Origin of the sequence: Gemmatirosa kalamazoonensis (assembly GCF_000522985.1) — a bacterium.
GTDB classification, from domain to species: Bacteria; Gemmatimonadota; Gemmatimonadetes; order Gemmatimonadales; family Gemmatimonadaceae; genus Gemmatirosa; species Gemmatirosa kalamazoonensis.
On the sequence record NZ_CP007128.1, the window covers coordinates 3252627 to 3275324 of the forward strand.

General features: G+C 73.3%; 22 protein-coding genes. 21 read left to right on the forward strand and 1 reads right to left on the reverse strand.

Translation table 11 applies throughout. The features are described 5' to 3' along the window. Positions 1-31 precede the first annotated feature (31 nt). The 8 genes from J421_RS14035 (at position 32) to J421_RS14070 (ending at position 9768) form a co-directional block, all read left to right on the forward strand. The gene (locus tag J421_RS14035) at positions 32-370 is read left to right on the forward strand and encodes a hypothetical protein (protein WP_025411810.1); all 339 of its coding nucleotides are present in this window, start codon (positions 32-34) and stop codon (positions 368-370) included. Further along, positions 367-1491, forward strand: coding sequence for a D-2-hydroxyacid dehydrogenase (locus tag J421_RS14040; RefSeq protein WP_148306315.1), 1125 nt, complete (start codon positions 367-369; stop codon positions 1489-1491). Before J421_RS14035 ends, J421_RS14040 begins: the two co-directional genes overlap by 4 nt. A 35-nt stretch (positions 1492-1526) precedes the next feature. Next, complete coding sequence (locus J421_RS14045) at positions 1527-2681, forward strand: type IV pilus twitching motility protein PilT (protein WP_025411812.1); 1155 nt, start codon at positions 1527-1529, stop codon at positions 2679-2681. 117 nt (positions 2682-2798) lie between these two features. Then, positions 2799-3719 (forward strand): dihydrodipicolinate synthase family protein, encoded by a 921-nt coding sequence (locus J421_RS14050; RefSeq protein ID WP_025411813.1) that lies wholly within the window; start codon positions 2799-2801, stop codon positions 3717-3719. A 64-nt stretch (positions 3720-3783) separates the two neighbouring features. Beyond that, complete coding sequence (locus J421_RS14055; protein ID WP_148306316.1) at positions 3784-4860, forward strand: M28 family peptidase; 1077 nt, start codon at positions 3784-3786, stop codon at positions 4858-4860. A gap of 158 nt (positions 4861-5018) precedes the next feature. After that, positions 5019-7322, forward strand: a complete 2304-nt coding sequence (locus J421_RS14060; RefSeq protein ID WP_025411815.1) for a sensor histidine kinase — start codon at positions 5019-5021, stop codon at positions 7320-7322. A gap of 128 nt (positions 7323-7450) precedes the next feature. Beyond that, the gene (locus J421_RS14065; RefSeq protein ID WP_025411816.1) at positions 7451-8752 is read left to right on the forward strand and encodes an adenylosuccinate synthase; all 1302 of its coding nucleotides are present in this window, start codon (positions 7451-7453) and stop codon (positions 8750-8752) included. Next, positions 8752-9768 (forward strand): YpdA family putative bacillithiol disulfide reductase, encoded by a 1017-nt coding sequence (locus J421_RS14070; RefSeq protein ID WP_025411817.1) that lies wholly within the window; start codon positions 8752-8754, stop codon positions 9766-9768. Before J421_RS14065 ends, J421_RS14070 begins: the two co-directional genes overlap by 1 nt. Before the next feature lie 73 nt (positions 9769-9841). Here the strand turns inward: J421_RS14070 and J421_RS14075 are convergent, their stop codons facing one another. Further along, a complete protein-coding gene (locus J421_RS14075) occupies positions 9842-10657 on the reverse strand; it encodes a transporter (RefSeq protein WP_025411818.1) in 816 nt (271 codons plus the stop codon). A 340-nt stretch (positions 10658-10997) separates the two neighbouring features. Here J421_RS14075 and J421_RS14080 point away from each other — a divergent pair, with 340 nt between their 5' ends. The 13 genes from J421_RS14080 to J421_RS14135 all read left to right on the forward strand — a co-directional run bounded on the left by J421_RS14080 (position 10998) and on the right by J421_RS14135 (position 22622). Further along, a complete protein-coding gene (locus tag J421_RS14080; RefSeq protein ID WP_025411819.1) occupies positions 10998-12368 on the forward strand; it encodes a glycine--tRNA ligase in 1371 nt (456 codons plus the stop codon). Between the two features lie 193 nt (positions 12369-12561). Beyond that, positions 12562-12702 (forward strand): hypothetical protein, encoded by a 141-nt coding sequence (locus J421_RS32795; protein WP_158508794.1) that lies wholly within the window; start codon positions 12562-12564, stop codon positions 12700-12702. 70 nt (positions 12703-12772) lie between these two features. Then, positions 12773-14302 carry a serine/threonine-protein kinase gene (locus J421_RS14085; protein WP_025411820.1) on the forward strand — a complete coding sequence of 510 codons (1530 nt, stop codon included), beginning with the start codon at positions 12773-12775 and terminating at the stop codon, positions 14300-14302. A gap of 105 nt (positions 14303-14407) precedes the next feature. Continuing rightward, entirely contained in the window at positions 14408-14932 is a 525-nt protein-coding gene (locus J421_RS14090) for a hypothetical protein (RefSeq protein ID WP_025411821.1), read from the forward strand. Between the two features lie 40 nt (positions 14933-14972). Next, positions 14973-15671, forward strand: a complete 699-nt coding sequence (locus J421_RS14095; RefSeq protein ID WP_104022616.1) for an SDR family oxidoreductase — start codon at positions 14973-14975, stop codon at positions 15669-15671. Between the two features lie 66 nt (positions 15672-15737). Continuing rightward, a complete protein-coding gene (locus J421_RS14100; protein WP_104022617.1) occupies positions 15738-17153 on the forward strand; it encodes a GAF domain-containing sensor histidine kinase in 1416 nt (471 codons plus the stop codon). 40 nt (positions 17154-17193) lie between these two features. Beyond that, entirely contained in the window at positions 17194-17580 is a 387-nt protein-coding gene (locus J421_RS14105; protein ID WP_025411824.1) for a hypothetical protein, read from the forward strand. Continuing rightward, positions 17577-17912, forward strand: a complete 336-nt coding sequence (locus J421_RS14110) for a hypothetical protein (protein ID WP_025411825.1) — start codon at positions 17577-17579, stop codon at positions 17910-17912. Before J421_RS14105 ends, J421_RS14110 begins: the two co-directional genes overlap by 4 nt. Positions 17913-17970: 58 nt before the next feature. Beyond that, complete coding sequence (locus tag J421_RS14115) at positions 17971-18897, forward strand: histone deacetylase family protein (protein ID WP_201773017.1); 927 nt, start codon at positions 17971-17973, stop codon at positions 18895-18897. Beyond that, complete coding sequence (locus tag J421_RS14120; RefSeq protein ID WP_158508795.1) at positions 18890-19687, forward strand: class I SAM-dependent methyltransferase; 798 nt, start codon at positions 18890-18892, stop codon at positions 19685-19687. Before J421_RS14115 ends, J421_RS14120 begins: the two co-directional genes overlap by 8 nt. Next, positions 19684-20742: a magnesium transporter CorA family protein gene (locus tag J421_RS14125; RefSeq protein ID WP_158508796.1), complete on the forward strand. Its 1059-nt coding sequence runs from the start codon at positions 19684-19686 to the stop codon at positions 20740-20742. Before J421_RS14120 ends, J421_RS14125 begins: the two co-directional genes overlap by 4 nt. A gap of 41 nt (positions 20743-20783) precedes the next feature. Next, a complete protein-coding gene (locus J421_RS14130; RefSeq protein WP_148306317.1) occupies positions 20784-21602 on the forward strand; it encodes a GvpL/GvpF family gas vesicle protein in 819 nt (272 codons plus the stop codon). A 12-nt stretch (positions 21603-21614) separates the two neighbouring features. Continuing rightward, positions 21615-22622 (forward strand): serine/threonine-protein kinase, encoded by a 1008-nt coding sequence (locus J421_RS14135; protein ID WP_104022620.1) that lies wholly within the window; start codon positions 21615-21617, stop codon positions 22620-22622. The last annotated feature ends 76 nt before the right edge of the window (positions 22623-22698 follow it).

Consider the following 22698-nt stretch of genomic DNA (forward strand, 5'->3'; position numbering starts at 1 on the left):
TTCCCCGACTCAACCACGGCGAGAGCACGACATGGCCCGGAAACAGGACAACGACAGCGCGCGGCAGCCTGAGCCGGCGCAGGAAGCGCGCGGCGACGCGCTGCGGCGCGAGATGGCGAAGCCCACCATCGCGTCGGTCACCACGATGGTGTGCCTGACGTGCGGCGCGGAGCAGTTCTTCGAGCGCGGCGTGCCGGCGGGGCTGAAGTGCCCGCGCTGCGGGAGCTCGGTCTTCCGCACGTTCGACACGCCCACCGAGCGCGACGAGGCGACGATCGCCCACCTCGAGGAGGAGGCGCGCTCCGTCCAGTACGGCGACGCGTCGCCGCAGACCGCGCCGGAGGACGTGCGCGACCTGGAGATGCAGTGAGCTCGGGACTCGGGACTCGGGACTCGGGACTCGGGAAGGAGTCGAGTCCCGAGTCCCGAGTCCCGAGTCCCGAATCCCGTCTCGTGGTCGCCGACGTCCGGGCGCGGGCGCCGGCCTGGACGCTGACTCCGGAGGCCGAGGCGAGGCTCCGCGCGGCGGTGCCCGAGGGGTGGGCGCTCCACCTCGTGGAAGCGGAGACGATCAGCGATGGGGACGGGAATCCCGCGCCGAGCCCCGAGGTCGTCGACGCGATAGCCGACGCGGAGGTCTACTTCGGATTCGGGATGTCGGCACCGCTGCTCGCGGCGGCGCAGCAGCTGCGGTGGGTGCAGAGCGCCGCGGCGGGGGTGAAGAGCCTCCTCGGCCTCGGCCTCCCGGAACAGGGGATCCTGCTCACGAACGCGGCGGGGATCCACGCGGCGCCGATGGCGGACCTCGTGCTCGGCGGTGTGATCCACTTCCTGCGCGGGTTCGACGTCGCCGTCGCCCAGCAACGCGAGGCGCAGTGGGTGCGCGAGCCGTGGGTGAACCCGGCCGCCGGCGCGGTCGACGTACGGCCCCGCGAGGTGGCCGACTGCCGGGTGCTCATCTTCGGCGCCGGAGGGATCGGCCAGGCGGTCGCCCGGCGGTTCGCGGCGCTCGGCGCGTGCTGCGTGGGGGTGCGCCGGCGGCCGGAGCTCGGCGCCCCGGCCGGGTTCGAGCGCGTGGTGGGGGACGAGGCGCTGGACGACGAGCTGCGCCGGGCCGACGTGGTCGTGCTCTCGGCGCCGGCCACGGCGAGCACCGAGCGGGTGCTGGACGGGCGACGGCTGGGGTTGCTCCAGCCGGGGGCGATCGTCGTCAACGTGGCGCGCGGCACGCTCGTCGACGAGACGGCGCTGGCCGAGGCGCTCGCCGCCGGGCGGTTGCGCGGCGCGGTGCTCGACGTCTACACCCAGGAGCCGCTCCCCGCCGCCAGCCCGCTCTGGAGGCTGCCGAACGTGCTCGCGACGCCGCACGTCTCGGCGGTGTCGCCTGCACGATTCTGGGACCGCATGCTGGCGCTCTTCCTCGAGAATTGGGGGCGCTATCGGCGGGGCGAGCGGCTGCTGAACCTGGTCGACGCGTCGGCCGGCTACTGAGTCGGAGCGGTGAGCTCCGACGCAACGGAGCTCCCATGGAAAAGATCCTCCGCGCCGCCGTCGAGCGGGGCGCCTCCGACCTCCACATCAAGGCGGGCGACGCGTTCCGCGCCCGCATCGACGGCCGCCTCGTGCCGCTCACGCGGCAGGTGCTCACGCACGAGCAGACGCGGTCGATCGCGCTCGGGCTGCTCCCGACGGAGGCCGACCGGGCACGCATCGACGACCTCACGGACCACGACTGCTCGTGGACCGCGGCGGGGCTCGGCCGCTTCCGCGTGAACATCATGCGGCAGCGCGGCGTGCTGTCGATCGTGATGCGCCTCATCCCGTTCGATGTGCCGTCGCTCGAGTCGCTGCGGCTGCCGCCGGCGCTCGCCGGGATCGCGGGGGCCGAGCGCGGGATGGTGCTCGTGACCGGCGTCACCGGGTCCGGTAAGTCGAGCACGATGGCGGCGATGATCCGCCACATCAACGAGCGGACCGAGAAGCACATCGTGACGCTCGAGAACCCGATCGAGTTCCTGCACGCGGACGCGAAGAGTTCCGTGACGCAGCGCGAGATCGGCGTCGACACGGAGAGCTTCCGCTCGGGGCTGCGCGCCGCGCTGCGTCAGGATCCGGACGTCATCCTCATCGGCGAGATGCGCGACGCGGAGACGGTGGACACGGCGATGAAGGCGGCCGAGACGGGCCACCTGCTCGTGTCGACGCTGCACACGCCGGACGCGCAGAGCACGATCCTCCGCGTGATGGCGATGTTCCCGCCCGAGGAGCAGCAGGTCGTGCGGCTGCGTCTCGCGGAGTCGCTGCACGCGGTGGTGTCGCAGCGCCTGCTGCCGCGCGCGTCGGGGCAGGGGCGCGTGGTGGCCGCCGAGGTGATGCTCGTGACGGCGGCGATCCGCGATCTCATCTCCGAGGGGCGCGTGGGCGAGATCCGCGACTTCATCGAGGAAGGGCGGACGCAGTACGGCATGCAGACGTTCGACCAGCACCTCGCGGATCTCGTGCGCGCGGGCGACATCACCTACGAGGTGGCGCTCGGCGCGGCGACACGCCCGTCGGACTTCGCGCTGAAGTTCAAGGTGCTCGAGCGCGGCGTGGCCGCACCCGCGATCCCGGCGCCGGAGGCCGCGACGGCCGGGGCGGGGTTGCAAGGCGGCAGCGGGTTCGACTTCTTGAACGGGTGACGGACTGCTGCGTGGCTGCGTGGCTGCGTGGCTGCGTCACCGCGACTTACGCGGGCACGCAGCACGCAGCCACGCCCAACGCAGCTACGCAGCGCACTCCCACCCGCGAGGATCGAGATGCCCCGCACGTTAGGCGGCATGATGGTGCCGCTCGTCTCCCCGTTCGACGCGACCACGGGCGAGCTGGCGCCCGAGCGCTACGCGCGCCACGTGCGCTACTACGTCGACCTCGGCGTGTCGGGGGTCGTCGTCGCCGGGTCGAGCGGCGAGTCCGCGCTGCTCGACGAGGGAGAGCGCGCGCAGCTGGTGGCGTGGGCGCGCGAGGCGGTGCCCGACGACCGGTGGGTCGTCGCCGGCGTGGGCGGCGAGTCGACGCGCATCACCGTTAGGCGCGCGCACGACGCGGCGCGCGCGGGGGCCGACGCGGTGCTCGTCGTGGCGCCGCACTACTACCAGCGCCGCATGAGCGACGCCGCGCTCGAGGCGCACTTCCGCCGCGTGGCCGACGAGAGCCCGCTGCCGGTGCTGCTCTACAACGTGCCGGCGTATGCGCACCTCGTGCTGGCGCCGTCGCTCGTCGCGACGCTGGCCGAGCATCCGAACGTGATCGGCATGAAGGACAGCGCGGGCAACCTGCCGGTGCTCGCCGAGTACCTGCGCGCGCAGGGCGACGGCTTCCGCGTGCTCACCGGCAACGGCCAGACGACCCGCGACGCGCTGGAGATGGGCGCGAGCGGCGCGATCGTCGCCGTGGCGCTGTTCGCGGCGCCGCTCGTGATGGAGCTGGAGCGCGCGATGCGTGCGGGCGACGACGCAGCCGCGCGCGCGGTGCAGGCGCGCCTCACGCCGCTCGCGAAGACGATCGTCGCCGAGCAGGGACCGCCGGGGCTGAAGGCGGCGATGGACCTCGTGGGGCTCGACGGCGGGGTGCCGCGTTCGCCGCTGCTGCCGCTCGACGACGCGGAGCGCGCCCGCACCGCGGCGGTGCTCGCCGAGTGCGACGTGCCGGAGGCGCGCGCGGCGGGCGCCTACGCCTAACGAGCCGAGCACCGCGGACTCGTTGCCCGAGGCGGCGCGGCGACACCTCGAGGCGATCGCACGCGTGCCGCGTCCGGCGGGAAGCGCCGCCGAGGCGCGAGCGCGGGAGCACTGCGCGAACGTGCTGCGCGCCGCGGGGTTCGACGTGCGCGAGGTGCCGTTCTCGTACTCGTCGGCGCCGGGTCGGTGGGGGATGCCGACGGCGGGCGCGTTGGCCGGGGTCACGCTGGTGGGGGCGGCGCGCGCGGGTACGCGCGGGCACGCGGGGCTCGCGCTCGTGACGCTCGTCACACTCGGGGCGCTGCTCGTGCTCGTGGCGCCGCGCGCACTCGGCGACGGCGTGGCGCGGTTGCCCATCGCGCGACGGCGCGCGGTGAACCTCGTCGCGACGCGCGGCACGAACGCACCGACCCTGTGGCTCGTCGCGCACGTCGACGCGAAGTCGCAGCCGGTGCCGATGGCGGCGCGCGTCGCGGGCGTGGGCGGCTCGCTCGTCGCGTGGGCGCTCGCCGTCATGCTCGCGGTGGCGCAGCTGCTCGGCGCCGCGTCCGACGCGGCGTGGACGCCGCTCGCGATCGTCGGCGTGCTCGCGGCGCTGCCGGTGATCGGCAGTGTGATCGGCGCGGCATCGCCGGGCGCGCTCGACAACGCGTCGGGCGTCGCGACCGTGCTGCTCGCCGTGGAGGCGCCGTCGCTCGGGCCGCCGCTCCCGGAGCGGATCGGCGTGCTCGTCACGAGCGCCGAGGAGGTCGGTCTCGCCGGTGCGCGCGCGTGGGGGCGCGCACCGGCGGAAGGCGCGCGCATCGTGTCGTCCTCCGCGCCCACGCGTCCGGTCGCGCTCAACGTCGACAGCGTCGACGACGAGGGTGCGCTGCGCGTCATGCGCGCGTCGGCGCTGCCGGTGTCGCTGGAGCGCGCGCTCGACGACGAGGCGCACGTGCGACGTCGCCGTCTGCCGCCCGGAGTGCTCGTGGATGCGATCGCGCTCGCCGACGCCGGCTTCGCCGCGCTCACGGTGAGCAAGGCCACGGTGCGTTCGCTGTCGCGCATACACACGTCGCGCGACGCGGTCGACGAGCTGCGCGGCATCGGCGTCGTGGAGGCGGCCGCGCTCGTGCGAAGACTCGCGGCGCGGGCGTGAGGCGCCGCGCATCTCGTGGAGTGCCAAGCGCTTGACCTCTCCTGCGTCGCGGGCTAAGGTCACGACGCCGGGCGCGCGGCCCGCGGACCTCGTCGCGGAGCGCCGTTGCCCGCATTCACCGATGCGAGACGCGATGCGCGACCCCTCCGACCGTCGAGATGGCTGAATCATCGACGAGCGGCTCCGACACCGCGCTGCGCGGCGACCGGCTGGAGGCGTTCCTCGCCGAGCTCGCGGCCGCGCCGGGGGCCCAGGCGGCGGCGCAGTGCCTAACGGACACGTTCGCCGCGGAGACCGGTGTACGCCGCGTGCTGCTCTACGTGCTCGAGGAGGGTGAGGGCGCGCTGCGCCTCCTCGCTGCGACGCCGCGACGCGACGACGCCCAGGGCGTGCCCGCTCGCGTCGTGCGCGACGACGCGGCCACGCAGCCACTGTTCGCCGCGGCGCTCTCCCTGTTGCCGATGGCCGGCGACGAAGCGGCCGAGCCGTCGGCGCTCGGGCGCGGCGCGTGGCTGGCGGTGCCGCTGCCGCAGCCGCGGCTCAGCTGGTCGTCGCCGCCGCTGCCCGTCGAGATCGCGATGGAGCGCGCGAGCACGGGTTGGCGTCCGGTCATGCCGTCGCACGGGGAACGGCGCGGGCGCGTGGGACTCGCGCCACTCGGCGTCGCCGCGCTGGAGCTGGCCGACGCGAGCGACGCGCGCGAGGTGGTGGAAGCGTTGCTGCCCGCGGCGACGCTCGCCGGGCCGATCGTGTCGCGCGGGCTCGCCGTGGAGCAGTACCGCGAGACGGCCGAACGTCTCGATCGGCAGCACGATCTGCTGGCGCAGCTCATCGACTCGCTCCCCGATCCGGTGGTGCTCGCGCCGCCGGGGCCATGGGCCGAGACGCCCGTGCTGGTGCAGAACCGCCGCGCGGCGCGCCTGCTCGACGCGTCGCCGCCGCGCGACGCCGTCACGGAGCCCATCGACGAGGCGGCGGCCGAGGAGCGGCGCCGCGTCGTGGCCGCGAACAACGCCGCGTTAGGCGCCGCGGTGGCCCAGGACGCGACGCACGATGCACGCGAGCTGTCGTTGCGCGATCCGGAGAACGGCGCCGAGCTCCGGTTCGAGCTGTGCGACCACGCGCTGCACGGTGCGCCGGACCGCAACGGCGCGCGGTTGCTCGTGCTGCGCGACGTCACGGCGCTGCGCGGCGCCGACGCGCAGCTCCAGCGCCAGGTGCAGCGCGCGCGCTCCGCGGAGCGCGAGGCGACGCGCGAGCGCGACCGGCTGAACCGCATCCTCGACTACGTCGCCGATCCGATCATCGTGACCGACGACGCGGGGCACGTCGTGGAGTGCAACCAGCAGGCGCAGAAGCTCCTCCTCGCCGGGGCCTCCGCCGAAGGGGACGACGAGGAGTCGCGCGTGCGACGCGACGCGAACCTGCAGGCGTTCACGGCGTTCGTGCGCGCGCTCCCCGACGCCGGCGCCACGTCGCGCGCGCGCCTAACGCTCGTGCAGCCGGCGACGGGAAACCCGCTGCCCGTCGAGGTGGTCGCCGGCACGGTGCTGGATCCGGAGGGCGAGCCGCCGGTCGTCGTCTCGGTGCTGCACGACCTCACCACGCACGTCGAGAACGAGCGGCTGTACGAGGAGCTGAAGCGGTTCAGCGCCGTGCTCGAGGCCCGCGTGCGGGCTGCGACCGCCGATCTCGCCGAGCAGAACGCGCAGCTGCAGTGGCAGTCGGAGGAGCTGGAGCGCGCGAATCGGCTGAAGAGCGAGTTCCTGGCGAGCGTGTCGCACGAGCTGCGCACACCGATCAACGCGCTGATCGGCTACACCGCGCTGCTGCGCGACCACGTGTACGGCGACCTCACGCCGAAGCAGGAGGACGGGCTGCGGCGCATCCACACGTCGGCGGAGCACCTGCTCGCCCTCATCAACGACATCCTCGACCTCGCGCGCATCGAGGCGGGGAAGATCGCGGTGAGCCTGGAGCGCGTGGCGATCGGCCCGCTGCTGCGGGACGCGACGATGCAGACCGAGACGCTGGCGCGCGGCAAGGGGCTCGAGTTCCGGCTCGAGATCCCGGGCGAGCCGCTCGTCGTGCGCACGGATCCGGAGAAGTTCCGCCAGGTGCTCGGCAACCTGCTGTCGAACGCGCTGAAGTTCACCGCGAACGGCAGCATCGTCGTGCGCGCGAGGCGCGAGGCCGACCGCGTGCGCGTGGACGTCGCGGACACGGGCATCGGCATCCGCACGGAGGACCTCGGCGCGATCTGGGACGACTTCCGGCAGCTCGACCAGTCGCGCACTCGCGAGTACGGCGGCACGGGGCTCGGTCTCTCCATCGTGCGCAAGCTCGCCGACCGGCTGGACGCGCGCGTGAGCGTGTCGAGCGCGCCGGACGAGGGGTCGGTGTTCTCGGTCTCGCTCCCGGCCGCGGACGACGCACCGGTCCCGGCGGAGGAGGCGGCGTAGCGCTTCCGACCGGCCGTCCGGCGGCGTAGATTCTGTCAACGCCCCGCCGCCCGGGGCGTTTTTCGTGCCCGGGTGCCTGGGCTGCTCGACGCCCACGAGGGGCGTCGCTACTGGGCCCGAGGGTCACGATGTTCGATTCGAAGACGCGCACACTGGTCGTCGTCGGCGCGCAGTGGGGCGACGAGGGGAAGGGCAAGCTCGTCGACGTGCTGGCCGAGCGAGCCGACTGGGTCGTGCGCTACCAGGGCGGCGCCAACGCCGGCCACACGGTGCACATCGGCGAGACGTCGTTCGTGCTGCACCAGATCCCGAGCGGCATCCTGCACCCGGGCGTGCGATGCGCGATCGGCAACGGCGTGGTGCTCGACCCCGACACGCTGTTCCACGAGATCGACGAGCTGGTGCAGGACGGCGTCGACGTGGAGGGGCGGTTGTACGTCAGCGAGCGCGCGCACCTCGTGCTGCCGTACCACAAGCTCGTGGACGCGGAGAGTGCCGCGAGCAAGGCGATCGGCACGACGGGGCGCGGCATCGGTCCCGCGTACGAGGACAAGATCGCGCGGCGCGGCGTGCGCGTGCTCGACCTGCGGCACCCGTCGCGCGTGCGCGAGCTCGTGGAAGCAGGCGCCGCGCACGCGAACGGACAGCTCGCGCGCTTCGGCTCCGAGCGCCGCGCCGACGTCGACGAGACGGTGGCGCTGCTCGAGCGCCTCGCGCCGCGACTGCTGCCGCTGGCCGAAGACGTCGGGCTCTCGATCCACCGCGCGATCAAGGGCGACGCCGCCGTGCTGCTGGAGGGCGCACAGGGCTCGCTGCTCGACATCGACCACGGCACGTACCCGTACGTGACGTCGAGCTCCACGACGAGCGGCGGCGCGGCGATCGGCGTCGGCATCGCGCCCACGGAGATCGACGCGGTGCTCGGCGTGGTGAAGGCGTACACGACGCGCGTCGGCAACGGCCCGCTGCCGACGGAGCTCGAGGGCACGCTGGCCGAGGAGGTGCGGCGGCTCGGGAACGAGTTCGGCGCGACGACCGGACGCGCACGGCGGTGCGGGTGGTTCGACGCGGTGGTGGTGCGCTTCGCGACGCGCGTGAACGGCCTAACGGGCCTCGCCGTCACGAAGCTCGACGTGCTCGACACGCTCGACCGCATCGCGCTGTGCACCGGCTACGAGGTGGACGGCCGGCTGTACACCGAGTTCCCGGGCGACGTCGACGCGCTGGAGCGTGCGGCGCCGGTCTACGAGTGGTTCGACGGGTGGCGCCGCTCGACGGCCGACGCCCGCCGGCTCGAGGATCTGCCGACGGAGGCGCGCCGCTACCTCGACCGCATCGAGGCGCTCGTCGAGGCGCCGATCCAGTTCGTGAGCGTCGGCACGCGGCGCGACCAGATCATCGGTGTGGATGCGATGACCGGGGCGGCGTGATGGACTTCGTCGACGTCGTGGTGGTGGGGGCCGGACCGTGCGGGCTGGCGGCGGCGATCAGCGCGATGCGGGCAGGGATGTCGGTCGCGGTGCTCGACAAGGGGCCGGTGTGCAGCACCATCACGCACTACCCGACGTACGCGACGTTCTTCTCGACGGCGGAGAAGCTCTCCATCGGCGGGCTGCCGTTCATCCTCGCGGAGACGAAGCCGACGCGGAAGGAAGCGCTCGCCTACTACCGCGGCGTCGTCAGGCACTTCGCCATCCCGGTACGGCAGTACGAGACGGCGCTGGCCATCGAGGGGAAGGCGCCGCAGCTCGTGGTGCGGAGCCGCAAGCGCTCGGGCACGGAGCGCACCACGCGCTGCCGCGCGGTGATCGTCGCGACGGGCTACTTCGGCACGCCGAACCGCATCGGCGTGCCGGGCGAGGATCTGCCGCACGTCACGCACACGTACCACGAGGCGCACGAGGCGTTCGAGCAGGACGTCGTGGTCGTCGGCGGCGGCAACTCGGCGGCGGAAGCGGCGCTCGACCTGTACCGCACGGGTGCGCGCGTCACGGTGGTGCACTTCGGGCCGTCGTGGGACAAGCGCATCAAGCCGTGGGTGCTCCCCGACATCACGAACCGCATCCACGAGGGCAGCATCGCCGCGTGCTGGAACTCGCGCGTCGCGGAGATCCGCCCGGAGAGCGTGATCGTCCAGAGCGCCGACGGCGCGCAGGAGCTGCCGGCCGATCACGTGTACCTGCTCACCGGCTTCGCGCCCGACACGAGCCTGCTCGCGTCGACGGGCGTGCGCATCGACCCGGCGACGGGGATTCCCGCGCACGACCCCGCCACGTTCGAGACGAACGTGCGCGGCGTCTACATGGTCGGCGTGCTCGTCGCCGGGTACGACGCGAACCAGGTCTTCATCGAGAACGGCCGCTTCCACGGCGACCGCATCGTCGCGCATCTCACGGGAAGCGGCCGCGTGGGCGAGGTGCTGGTGAGCGCGGATCCGGACAGCTAGGGCAGGAGGGCAGGAGGGCACGAGCTTTCGCCTCTCGTGCCCTCCTGCCCTCCTGCCCTCCTGCCCTCTCCGGTCACCAGCGTCGCGAGATCCCGAGCCCCACGTAGTTGTCGTTCGCGACGCCGTTGATGCCGTGGCCGACGCGCACGTCGAGCTGCACGGCGGGGAGCGGGACGACGGCGATGCCGGCGTCGACGTACTGCATGTGGCTCTTCGCGTCGTCGGCCAGTCGGCTGCCGCCGTACTCGGCGAACGCGCTCAGCTTGGCCGACAGCGTGTACCAGCCGGCGAGGGTGCCTAACAGCTTGTGGGCGCGCTCGTCGCCCAGCTTCACGTAGGCGTCGCCGACGTTCGACACGAGTGACAGCCGCGGCGAGAGCGGCAGCGCGCCGGCGACGAGGAGCTCGGGCTGCCAGGCCTTCGCGCCGAAGCCCGCGCTCCCGATCGGCACCGAGATGCCGGGGAGCAGGGCGAGCGAGGCGCCGCCGATGCCGGACGACGCGCGGCCCGCCCAGAGCCGGTGCTTGATCCCGATCTTCGCGTCCTCCATGCCGTCGTCGTGCAGCCCGCCGTCGCTGCGCAGCGCGTACGAGTTGCCGAACACGCGCAGCTCGGTGCTCGGTCCGACGCCCACGCGGAGCAGTCCCTCGCCGAGCGACTGGTACGTCAGCGATCCCAATCGCGTGTCGGTGTAGCCGAGCTCCGCCTGCAGGCCGCCGGCGGGGACCGTCGCGGTGCCGAACGTGTAGCCGGGCCGATCGGCGCCGGTGAGCGGCGTGTGGTACGCGGCGGCCGCACAGCCGGCGAGGAGCAGCGCGGCGAGGGGCAGGGCGACCGCGAGGCGGTGCGTGGGCGCACGTGGGGCCTCGAGGCTGGCGATGGGCGGCATGGATCCTCCCTGGCGAGGGTGGCGCGCGGCCTAACGTACCGCGGCGCAGGTGCCTAACGCGTCGACGGCGCGCCGGAGCGCGCACGTGGCGACCGATCCCGGATCGACTCGCTGGGGATGAATAGCCGTTCTCGTCGCAGTGTCAATACTTTCGTGTAAATTTCGCAATTGTACAAATACACAACGTCGAATTAGACGGGTTCGATCGACAGGATGTCATCGCAATCGTGCGATTTCTGCACGAATCTGTGCTCTGGGCCCGGGCCGCCCCGCGCCGCCTCCGCCGACGCCGCGGGCCGACTACCTTTCCCGGTTCACGCGAACCCTGCCCGAGACCGTCATGCCGCCCGCCAGTACCCAGCCCGACGTCATGGACAAGCTCGTGTCGCTGTGCAAGCGACGCGGCTTCATCTTCCAGTCCTCCGAGATCTACGGCGGCACGGGCTCGGTCTGGGACTACGGCCCGTTAGGCGTGGAGCTGAAGAAGAACGTGAAGGACCGCTGGTGGCACGCCATGGTCCGCATGCGCGACGACATCGAGGGCCTCGACGCCGCGATCCTCATGCACCCGCGCGTGTGGGAGGCCTCCGGCCACGTCGCCGGCTTCGTCGACCCGCTCGTCGACTGCAAGACGTGCCGCGGCCGCTTCCGCGCCGACAAGCTCGAGGACGCGCGCTGCCTGCAGAAGCCGAGCAAGCGCCCCGGCGAGGCCGAGCAGTGTCAGCTCACCGAGCCGCGCCAGTTCAACCTCATGTTCAAGACGTTCATGGGGGCGCTCGAGGACTCGGCCAGCGTCGTCTACCTGCGCCCGGAGACCGCGCAGGGGATCTACGTCGACTACAAGCTCGTGCTGGAGTCGACGCGTCAGAAGATCCCGTTCGGCATCGCGCAGATCGGCAAGGCGTTCCGCAACGAGATCACGCCGGGGAACTTCATCTTCCGCACGCGCGAGTTCGAGCAGATGGAGATGCAGTTCTTCGTCGATCCGGACGGGGACCACATGCAGTGGTTCGAGTACTGGAAGGCGGAGCGCATGCGGTGGCACCACGCGTTGGGCCTCGCCGACGCGAGGCTGCACTTCCACCAGCACACGGCCGAGGAGCTCGCGCACTACGCGCGCGCCGCGTTCGACATCCAGTTCGACTTCGGCGGCACGCTCGGCTTCCAGGAGATTGAAGGCGTGCACCATCGCGGCGACTTCGACCTGACGCGCCACCAGGAGTACTCCGGCAAGAAGCTCGAGTACTTCGACCAGCCGACGAACCGGCGCTTCGTGCCGTACGTCATCGAGACGTCGGTCGGCGCGGACCGCGTGACGCTCGCCACGCTCGTCAACGCGTACCGCGAGGAGGAGGTGCCGGGCGAGCAGGAGGGGCGCGTGGTGCTCGGGCTGCTGCCGGCGATCGCGCCGATCAAGGCCGGCGTGTTCCCGCTCGTGAAGAAGGACGGCATGCCGGAGACCGCGCACCGCCTCGCCGACGACCTGCGCCGCCACTTCCCGGTGTTCTACGACGACTCCGGCGCGATCGGCCGGCGCTATCGCCGGCAGGACGAGGTGGGCACGCCGTTCTGCCTCACGATCGACGGGCAGACCGCGGAGGATGGCACCGTCACCGTGCGCGACCGCGACACGCTGCAGCAGGACCGCATCGCGATGGACCGCGTGCGCGAGGTGATCGGCGCGCGGCTGGAGGCGACGGCGCCGGCGTGAGCGCCGGCACCAGTCGGGGAACGTCGGCTCGGGAGCAGCGGTAGCGACAGTCGCGGCGGACGCAGGCGGACCGCGCCACGGGCAGCGTGCAGGCGAGCCGCGCGGGCGGGGAGGCGAGCGCGTACCCGGAGCTCGGCGCGACCTCGTCGCGTGCTTCGGCGAGTCGAAGGCGTGCACCGAGTTCCACGCGATCGTGAAGCGCGAGTACGACAATGTGCTGTCGCAGCGCGTGCGCGGGCTGCGCTGGCTGGCGAACGGGTTCGAGGAGATCCCGGCCCAGCACTCGTCGATCCGGCAGGTGACGGTCGACGGCCTCCCGGTGTACCGCGCCTGACGCGGAGTTGACGGGCGGCCGCTCGCTGGCGAGCATCCGGTCCGATGCCCGAACGCCGCGGCCGCCCACCATGTCCGTAGCCTCGCTGGACGACCTCCGCCGCGCCGGCGAGGCGCTCACCGTGGACGTCGCACGCGCGCTGCACCGCGCGCACGCCGGGCTCGCGTCCGGCGCCGACCTCGCGCCGATCTACGCGCGCCACGCCGACGCCGTGAGCCCCGCCGCGCTCGAGGTCGCGCTCGGCGCGTTCGCCGAATCCGAGGCGAGCACCACGACCCCGCACGACGACGCGGCGCGCTCGGCCCGGCTGCTGGCCGAGTGGGAGGTGGAGGCGCAGACGGGGCGTGCGCTCGCGTCGATCGACGAGCGGGAGATCGCGTGGGAGCACGCCGCGGTGGTGACGACGCCCGACGGGCGGCGCGTGGAGTACTCCGGCGTCGCGCAGGCGATCGCGAACGCCACCGACCGGGCCGAGCGCCTCGCGCTCGACGAGGCGCGCGCGACGCTCGTCGCGCGCGACCTCGCGCCGCTCCGCCGTGAGCGGATCGCGCGCGAGCGCGATGCCACGGAGTCGTTAGGCCTCGGCGCGTACGTGGACGCGTTCGTGCGCCTGACGGGCATCGACGTGCGCGCGCTCGCCGCCGACTGCGACGCGCTGCTACGCGATACGGCGGCGATGTGGGACGACGTGCTGCCCACGTTCGCGCGCCGGCGGCTCGGCGTGCCGGCCGCGGAGCTCACGCGCGCCGACGTGCTGGCGCTGTTCCGCGCGCCGGAGTTCGACCCGTTCTTCCCGGGCGGCGCGATGGTCGCCACCGTGCGTACGCAGGTGGACGCGATGGGCGTCGACCCGAGCGCGGGCGGGCGCGCGATCCTCGACGTGGGCGAGCGCCCGGGGAAGCGCGCGCGCGCCTTCTGTGCGCCGGTGCGCGTGCCCGACGAGGTGTATCTCGTGCTGCGGCCGCAGGGCGGCGCCGGCGACTGGCGCACCCTGCTCCACGAGCTGGGGCACACACTCCACTTCGCGTACACGCGCGCCGACCTGCCGTTCGAGTTCCGTTGGGCGGGGGACGCGACGGTGACGGAAGGGTACGCGATGCTGTTCGACCACCTGCTGCACGACCCCGGGTGGCTGCTGCGCTACACGGACCTCGGCCGCGCCCGCACCGCCGAGTTCCGCCGGGCCATGGCGTTCGAGGAGCTGCACTTCCTGCGGCGCTACGCGGCGAAGCTGCGCTACGAGCTCGCGCTCTACGAGGGCGGCCTCTCGTGGGACGCGCTCGCCGACCTGTACGTGACGACGTTAGGCGCGGCGACCGGCGTGCGGTATCGCGAGGCCGACGCGCTGGTGGACGTCGACCCGCGGTTCTACGCCGCGCGCTACCTGCGCGCGTGGCAGCTGCAGGCGGCGCTCACCGGCACGCTGCGCGAGCGGTTCGACGAGGACTGGTGGCGGAACCCGCGCGCGGGGCCGTTCGTGGTGACGGAGCTGTGGGGCGAGGGACAGCGGGAGCGCGGCGACGAGCTGGCGCTGCGCGTCGCGGGCATCCCGCTGTCGTTCGCGCCGGTCGTACGCTCGGTGGAGGCGGTGCTCGCATGAAGGAAGAGCTGATCGAGCGGTTCACCCACCTCGCGCTCGTGGCGGCGCTGTTGCTGCCGGCGCTCGCCGCGATCGCCGCCGACAGGTGGCAGCGGCGGCGCTGACGTGTACGTCGGACACGTCGGCCTGGCGCTCGCGTTAGGCGCCCACCGTCGGGCGCCGCCGCTCTGGCTCCTGGTGTTCGCGGCGCAGGGGTGCGACTGGGGCGACGTGGTGCGCGGCGTCCTGCGTGTCGGATATGGCGACGGCGGGCTGAGCCCGCACTCGCTGCCGCTCGTGGCCGCGGGCGCCGCGGTCGCCGCACTGCTCGCGACGATGATCACGCGCCGACGCGGCGCCGGCGCCCCGGCGCTGCTCGCCGCCGTGGCCTACGCGTCGCACTGGCCGGCCGACTATCTCACGGGGATCAAGCCGACGTGGCCGGGCGGTCCGTGGGTGGGCGAGATGTGGTACGCGTTCCCCGGGCGCGACCTCGTGCTCGAGGCGGCGGTCGTGACGTATGGTTGGTGGCTGTGGCGCCGCTCGCTCCGCGATCCGCGCGGCCCGGTCCCGTGGGCGCTGCTCGCGGCGCTGCTCGCGCTGCAGCTCGTGGCGGACCTCCTGATGGGGCGGGGAACGCTGTTACTCTGAAGGCCTCGCGACGCCTCCGTACGCCCGACGACACCCCCCGATGACCGCTTCCCTTCCCACTGCCCTCGTGACCGGCGCGAGCCGCGGCATCGGCCGCGCGATCGCGCTGCGCCTCGCGAACAGTCACGAGATCCTCGCCGTCGCGCGCTCGACGACGGAGCTGGACACGCTCGCGTCGGAGATCGATGCGCGCGGCGGACGCTGTCGGCCGATCGCGCTCGACGTCACCGACGGCGACGCGGTGGCGCGGACGCTCGGCGGCCAGGCGGTCGACGTGCTGGTGAACAACGCCGGCGTCGGGGCGCTGAAGCCGTTCCTCGAGCTCGCGCCCGAGGAATGGCGCAGGATGGTCGACGTGAACCTCAACGCGCTGTACCACGTCACGCGCGCCGTGCTCCCGGGCATGGTGGAGCGCGGGCGCGGGGACGTCGTCAACATCGGATCGATCGCGGGGCGCTCCGCGTTCGTGGGTGGGAGCTGCTACGCGGCGACGAAGTGGGCGGTGATGGCGTTCACCGAATCGCTCATGCTCGAGGTGCGCGACGCCGGCGTGCGCGTGTCGGTGGTGATGCCGGGCTCCGTGGCGACGCACTTCGGCTCGGGCCAGGCGAAGGACTGGAACCTCCTGCCGGAGGACGTGGCCGAGTCGGTGGCGCACATCGTGGCGGCCCCGCCGGAGGTGCTGATCCACCGGCTGGAGGTGCGCGCGCTCTCGCCGAAGCGGCCCCGGCGCCGCTAGGGCGGCCCGGGACGATCCGGGAGGCTCATCTGTCGTAATCGCCGGCAGCCGCCGAGATTACAGCGTGTGACGTCTCCCATCCCCCCCGTCGCCTCGTCGCCCATCGGGCACGTGCTGCGCGAGCTCGGCGTCGTTCGCGAGATCGCGCGCGCGCTCCACGCGGCCGACCGCCCGGAGGAGCTGTACCGCTTCGCGCTCGCCCGCGTGTGCCCGCTGCTCGGCGCCGCGTTCGCGTCGGTCTATGTCGTGGAGCCGGGCTCGGAGCTCATGCGGCTCGCGGCGGCGCACGACTGGCCGGAGCGATTCGTGCGCTGGCTGGGCGACGCGCGCGTGCGGCTCGGCGCGGGCCCGAGCGGCGAGGCGGCGGCCGAGCGGCGCGTGATCGAGGTGCCCGACGTGTTCGCGGAGGACGCGGACGCGGACTGGCAGGAGGTATCGCGCGAGCTCGGGATCCGGTCGATGGTCGCGCTGCCGCTCGTGCCCGGCGGCGCGGTGCCCGGTGCGCGGCCGGTGCTCGGCGCGGTGACGTTCTACTTCGCGGATCCGAGCCAGCTCACCGACGCGCAGCGCAACCTGCTGCGCGTGGTGGCCGACCAGCTCGCGGACGCGGCGGAGAAGGCGGCGCTGATCGACGAGCTGCGGCGCGCGAACGCGGCGCTCGTGGAGAGCAACGCGGAGCTGGAGCGGCAGTACGTCGCGGTGCTCGAGGCGCGCCGGGTGAAGGACGAGTTCCTGGCGAACGTGAGCCACGAGCTGCGCACGCCGCTGTCGGCGGTGATGGGCTACGTCAGCCTACTGCTCGACGATCTCTCCGGTCCGCTCACGACGGCGCAGCGACGCGATCTCACGCACGTGCAGGTGGCGAGCGAGAGACTGCTCGAGCTGATCGACAACCTGCTGGAGCTGACGACGCTGAAGCGCGGGGGGCTCGACGTGCAGGCGGAGGAGTTCGATCCGCGCGCGCCGCTGCACGAGGCGCTGTCGCGCGTCACGAACCGGCCGCCGGCGGTGGCGCTGCGCGTGGACGAGCCGACGACGGTGCTGCGTGCCGCGCGGACCGACCGCAAGAAAATGGTGAAGGTCCTCGTTAGCTTACTGACGAACGCGTTCAAGTTCACCGCGTCGGGCGAGGTGCGCGTGTCGGTGGAGGTGAACGACGGTCGCGTGACGTACCGCGTGCAGGATACGGGCATCGGCATCCCGCCGGACGCGCAGCAGATGGTGTTCGACGAGTTTCGCCAGGTCGACGGCTCGGCGGCACGCCGCTACGGCGGCTCCGGACTCGGCCTGGCCCTCGCGCGGCGCCTCGCGCGGCTGCTCGGCGGCGACATCGAGCTGCAATCGGAGGTGGGGGTGGGCTCGACGTTCACGGTGGAGGTGCCGCTCGAGTACGTCGCGCCGGCCGACCCGCGGCTCGCGATGCCGACGCCGGCGCACGGCGTGCCGGCGTTCCGCCTAACGAGGGCCGCCGGCGCCCGCTGACCGCGCTCGTCATCGCACGTTCACCGTCCGTCCCGCAGGCATGTCGAACCAACAGCGCCGCACGCTGCAGCACACGCGCACCACGCTCGCGCCGGCGGAGGTGCTCGCCGCCGCGAAGCATTTCTTCGCGCGTCGCAACACGATCTACGCCGCCTTCCCGGAGAAGGAGGGACCGACGTTCGTGAGTCTCCGCGGTCAGGGCGGCGAGGAGATCCTCATCGGCGTCGCGACGGACGCGGAGGGGACGCAGGTCACCGGCTCCACGTACCTGTTCGACCAGCAGCTCGCGCGCTTCTTCGCGACGCTGCCGCCGTTCCCGACGGAGGACGCGACGAGCGGTCCGGACGACGAGGGCGGCGAGTGGGACGACGACGCGGGCCCGGCGCCGGAGAAGAAGGCGCCGCCGTCGACGGGGGCGACCAAGTGAGCGCGGAACGTGCGCCGTTCACCGCGCAGCTCCGCGCGCAGCCGGGCGTCATCGAGGTCGGCGCGGCCGACGCGCCGGAGCGATGGACGGTGCGCGTGCAGCTGTCGGACGCATGGGACACGGTGCGCATGACCGCGCCGCCGACCGAGCCGGTGCTCACGCTGAAGCTGCGCGCGCTCGAGGTGCTGTGGTCCGACGCGCCGTACCACGACGACTTCGTGGTGAAGCTGCACGGTGCGGTGGTCGACGAGCACGCGTCGCTGGCCGACGTCGGAGCGACCGACGGGTCGATCCTCCTCCTCATGCTCCGGCGCCGGCGGCCGGTCCGCTGAGCGCCGTGTGGGGGCACCCGTGAGCGAGGGAGGGGCGAAGCGCGCCCCGCTGGCCTTCGTGTCGCACGCCGACTGCGGGCGACACGACACGGGGTGGGATCATCCCGAGCACGTGGGGCGCCTGCGCGGCGTGACGCGCGCGCTGGCGACGGCGCCCGACCTGTTCCAGCGCGTGCTGCACGTCGAGGGGCGGCACGCGACGGAGGACGATCTCGCGCTCGCGCACGACGCCGGCTACGCGCGCGGCGTGCGCGCGCTCGCCGCGCACGGTGGCGGCCGGCTCGACGCGGACACCGTCGTGAGCGAGGGCTCGTGGGACGCGGCGACGGCGGGCGCCGGCTCGGTGCTCGACGCGGTGGACCTCGTGTTAGGCGGCCGGGCGCGCCGCGCGTTCGCCGCGGTGCGGCCGCCGGGACACCACGCGCTGCGCGCGTCGGGCATGGGCTTCTGCCTGTTCGGCAACGTGGCGATCGCGGCCCACCACGCGCGCGCGCGCCGCGGGCTCGATCGGGTGCTGATCCTCGACTGGGACGTGCACCACGGCAACGGTACGCAGGCGCTCGTGGAGCAGGAGCCGGCGATCCGGTTCGTGTCGATGCACCAGTGGCCGTGGTATCCCGGCACCGGCGCGGCGGAGGACCGCGGGCCGCACGGCACCGTGTGGAACGTGCCGATGCCGGCGGGGCTTCCCGCGGCGCGCTACGTCGACGCGTTCGAGCGCGCGGTCGACGCGGCGACGGCGGGGTGGGAGCCGGAGCTCGTGCTCGTGTCGGCGGGGTTCGACTCGCTGGCCGGCGATCCGTTAGGCGGCTTCACGCTGGAGATGGAGCACGTCGACACGCTCACACGCTCGGTGGTGGCGCGCGCGGAGGCATGGTGCGGCGGGCGCGTGGCGAGCGCGCTCGAGGGCGGCTACGCGCCGCCGCGGCTCGGCGAGGCATGCGTGACGCACATGCGGGCGTTGGCCGATGGCACCGGTGCCTAACACACCCCCGGCACCGGTCGTGCTCCGGCTCGTGCAGGAGCTGGTGCTCGGCCGCTGGCGTGCGGCGGGGGCGGAGCTGTACCGCGAGGTGGCGTCGCAGCTCGAGGTGGGCGCGGGGCAGGAGATCCTCGTCGCCGGCTGCGGCGACGGCACGAGCTGCGAGTGGCTCGCGCAGCGCACCGGTGCCGCGGTGACCGGCGTCGACTCCGACGCCGAGGACATCGAGGAGGCGGAGGAGCGCGCGCGACAGCGCACGCCGTCGCTGCCGCTCGCGTTCCAGCAGGCGTCGCTCGACGACCTGCCGCACGAGACGGCGGTGTTCGACGCCGCGGTGGGCGAGCCCGTGCTCGCGGCGGCGCGCGACCCGGAGCGCGCGGTGGCGGAGCTGGCGCGGGTGACGAAGCCGATGGGCGTCGTCGTGCTCTTGCAGCTATCGTGGGGACCGACGCTGTCGGCGGACGCGCGCACGCTGCTCGTCGACCGGCTCGGCCTGCGCCCGCATCACGTCGTGGAGTGGAAGCAGATGCTGCGCGACGCCGGCGTGGTGGACCTCCAGGTGCAGGACTGGACGGACGAGGGGGACGAGGCACCGGGCGTCGGCGACGAGCCGAAGCTCTCCTGGCAGGCGAAGATGCAGATCGTCTCGGGCTCGTTCCGGCGGCTCCGCTGGCGCGAGGCGCGCGAGGCGGTGGAGCGCGAGTCGACGCTGCTGCGCGAGCTCGCACGCGAGCGGGCGCTGGGCTTCCAGCTCATCCGGGGGGTGAAATGGCCACACGCGCGGGAGACGTGACCCCTTCCGGCGGCGCACCTGCCGACGCGGCGACGTCGGTGTCGTCGACGGGGTCGAACAAGGCCACGCCGGCGTGGACGCCGTGCAGCTTCTACCGCGCCGGCGACGGCACCGTGCAGCGCGACCTGCCGCCGAAAGCGCTCGCCGCCGCGCTCGCCGACACGGCGGGCACGCTGTGGGTCGACGTCGACGCCACGAACCGGCACCAGCACGCGCTGCTGGAGAAGATCTTCAAGTTCCACCCGCTGGCGGTCGAGGACACGCTCAACCCGAACAGCCGCGTCAAGTACGAGGAGTACGACGGCTTCCTGTTCGTGATCGCGCGCGCGGTGAAGCTCGAGGAGGATACGCCCGACCCGTACGACGTGGAGACGCAGAACCTCTACTTCTTCCTCGGGCAGAACTTCCTCGTCTCGGTGCACTCGTACGCGTCGGACTCGGTGCGCACGATGCTCGAGCGCGTGGCGTTGAGCGACGACCTGCTGGCGCGCGGCGCCGCGCGCATCATGCACGGGATTCTCGACGTGTCGGTGGACGCGTATTTTCCGCTGCTGGACGGGCTGGACGAGCTGCTCGACAAGCTCGAGGAGCGCGTGTTCGTCCAGTTCGACCAGGGCGCGCTGCGCGACATCTTCGGCGTGAAGCGGCTCGTGCTCACGCTGCGACGCCACCTCGCGCCGCAGCGCGAGGTGCTGAACCAGCTCACGAACCGGCCCTCGGCGCTGCTGCCGCAGTCGGTGCAGGTGTACTTCCGCGACGTGTACGATCACGTGCTACGCATCAACGACACGCTCGACACGTACCGCGAGCTGCTCTCCAGCACCCTCGACAGCTATCTGTCGCAGGTGTCGAACCGGCTGAGCCGGAGCAGCAAGGGGCTCACCGTGGTGGCGACGGTGACGCTGCCGTTCGTGATCATGAGCGGCATGTGGGGGATGAACTTCGCGCACATCCCGCTCATGTCGCAGCCGCACGGCTTCGCGCTCCTCGTCGTGCTGCAGATCGTGGTGGCGGCCGTGCTGCTGGTCCTCCTGCGCTGGCTGCGGCTGCTGTGAGCGCGGACCGCGACGGAGGGTCGGGGTCGGGACACGACCGCGTGACGGCGGAGCACCCGGCGCCGTCGACGCGCGCGACGGGCGAGCACGCGCTCTCGCACACGGCGGAGCACACGACGTCGACGCGCGCGACGCCGCTCGGCGCGATGTCGGTGCGCGGCGACAAGCGCGTGGGGCTGCGGCTGTTCGGCGTGGCGGCGATGGACCAGCACCAGAGCGCGGCGACGCCGTTCGCGGCGGGCACCGAGCTGGTGACGTTCCGCGACCTCGGCGCGGTCGTGAGCCCGGGACCGTACGCCGCCGACCATCTCGTGCCGCGCGATCTCGACGTGCACTGCGCCGTCGTCGGCGAGGTGTTCGAGCGTCGGGCGATCGTGCCCGCGCCGCCGGGCACCGTGTTCCGCTCGCGCGAGCGCCTGCTCGGCTGGCTCGAGCTGCACTACTACACGCTGGCCGAGGCGCTCGACTTCGTGACCGACCGCGCGGTGGCGCGCGTGACCGTTAGGCGGGGCGACCCGAACACGGTGCACGCGGCGGCGACCGGCGTGCCGCCCGCCACGCTGCGCCTCACGCCGGCGGGCGACGAAGCGTCGGCGGTCGCCGGCGACCTCGTGTCGCTGGCCGCCGACGCGTTCCGCGAGCTGCGGCGCGACGCCGTCGCGCTCATCGTGCTGCGCGCCGGTCCCGACGCGGCGCAGCCGGACAGCGAGGCGCACGGCTCGTTCCTCATCGAGCGGTCGCGGTGGGCCACGTTCGTCGATGCGGTGGCGCTGCAGGGGCGGCGTCACGCGGCGCTGCGCATGGAGTGCTCGGGGCCGTGGCCGCCGTTCGACTTCGTGCGCATGCAGTTCACCACCTGAGGCGCAGCACCCGTGTTCTGTCCCGACTGCGGCACCTGGAACCGCGCGAGCGCGCCGCGCTGCCAGCGCTGCGAGGCCGCGCTGCCCGCGCTCCCCGGCCCGCCCGCGCTCGAGCCGCCCGACGAGGAGATCACGACGCTCCGCCGCGCCACCGGCGACCGCTACACGGTGGAGCGGCGGCTCGGCGGTGGCGGCATGGCCCACGTGTACCTGGCGAAGCACGCCGCGCTCGGAACGCCGCTCGCGATCAAGGTGCTGCTGCGCCACCTCGCGCGCGACGAGGAGATGCGCACGCGCTTTCGCCGCGAGGCGGAGGCGGCGGCGCGGCTGCAGCACCCGAACGTGGTGCCGATCCTCGACTACGGACAGCTCGGCGACGTGTCGTACATCGTGATGCCGTTCCTGTCCGGCGGCTCGCTCGCCGACGCGATGACGGGACGGCGCACGCTCACGCCGGAGCGCGCGGCGACGGCCGCCGCGCAGGCCGCGCAGGGGCTCGACTACGCGCATCGGCGCGGCGTCGTGCACCGCGACGTGAAGCCGGACAACGTGCTGTTCGACACCGAGGGCCACGCCGCCGTCACCGACTTCGGCATCGCGAGCACGCGCTTCCACGCGCGGCTCACGGCGACGGGTCGCGCGATGGGCACGCCGCACTACATGTCGCCGGAGCAGGCGATGGGGCGCCTGCTCGACGGCCGGAGCGACGTGTACGCGTTAGGCATCCTGCTCTACGAGATGCTGAGCGGCGACCCGCCGTTCGACGGGCCCGACGCGTACGCGGTGGGCTACAAGCACGTGCACGAGGCGCCGACGCCGATCGAGATCGTGGCGCCCGGCGCGCCGCCGGCGCTCGCCGCGATCACCATGCGCTGTCTCGCGAAGAACCCGGCCGAGCGCTACCAGCGCGCGGGCGACCTCGCGGATGCGCTCATCGGGTTCCTCGTCGAGCGTCGCGCGCCGGAGCTGCGGGCCGCGTGGCGGACGCGATGGCCGACGCCGGCGAGACCCAGACCGTGAACCGGCGCTGTTGAGGCGGTGCTGATACTTCGGCGCTGATACTTCGGCGCTGAACACGCGCGTTATCAGTGCCGCG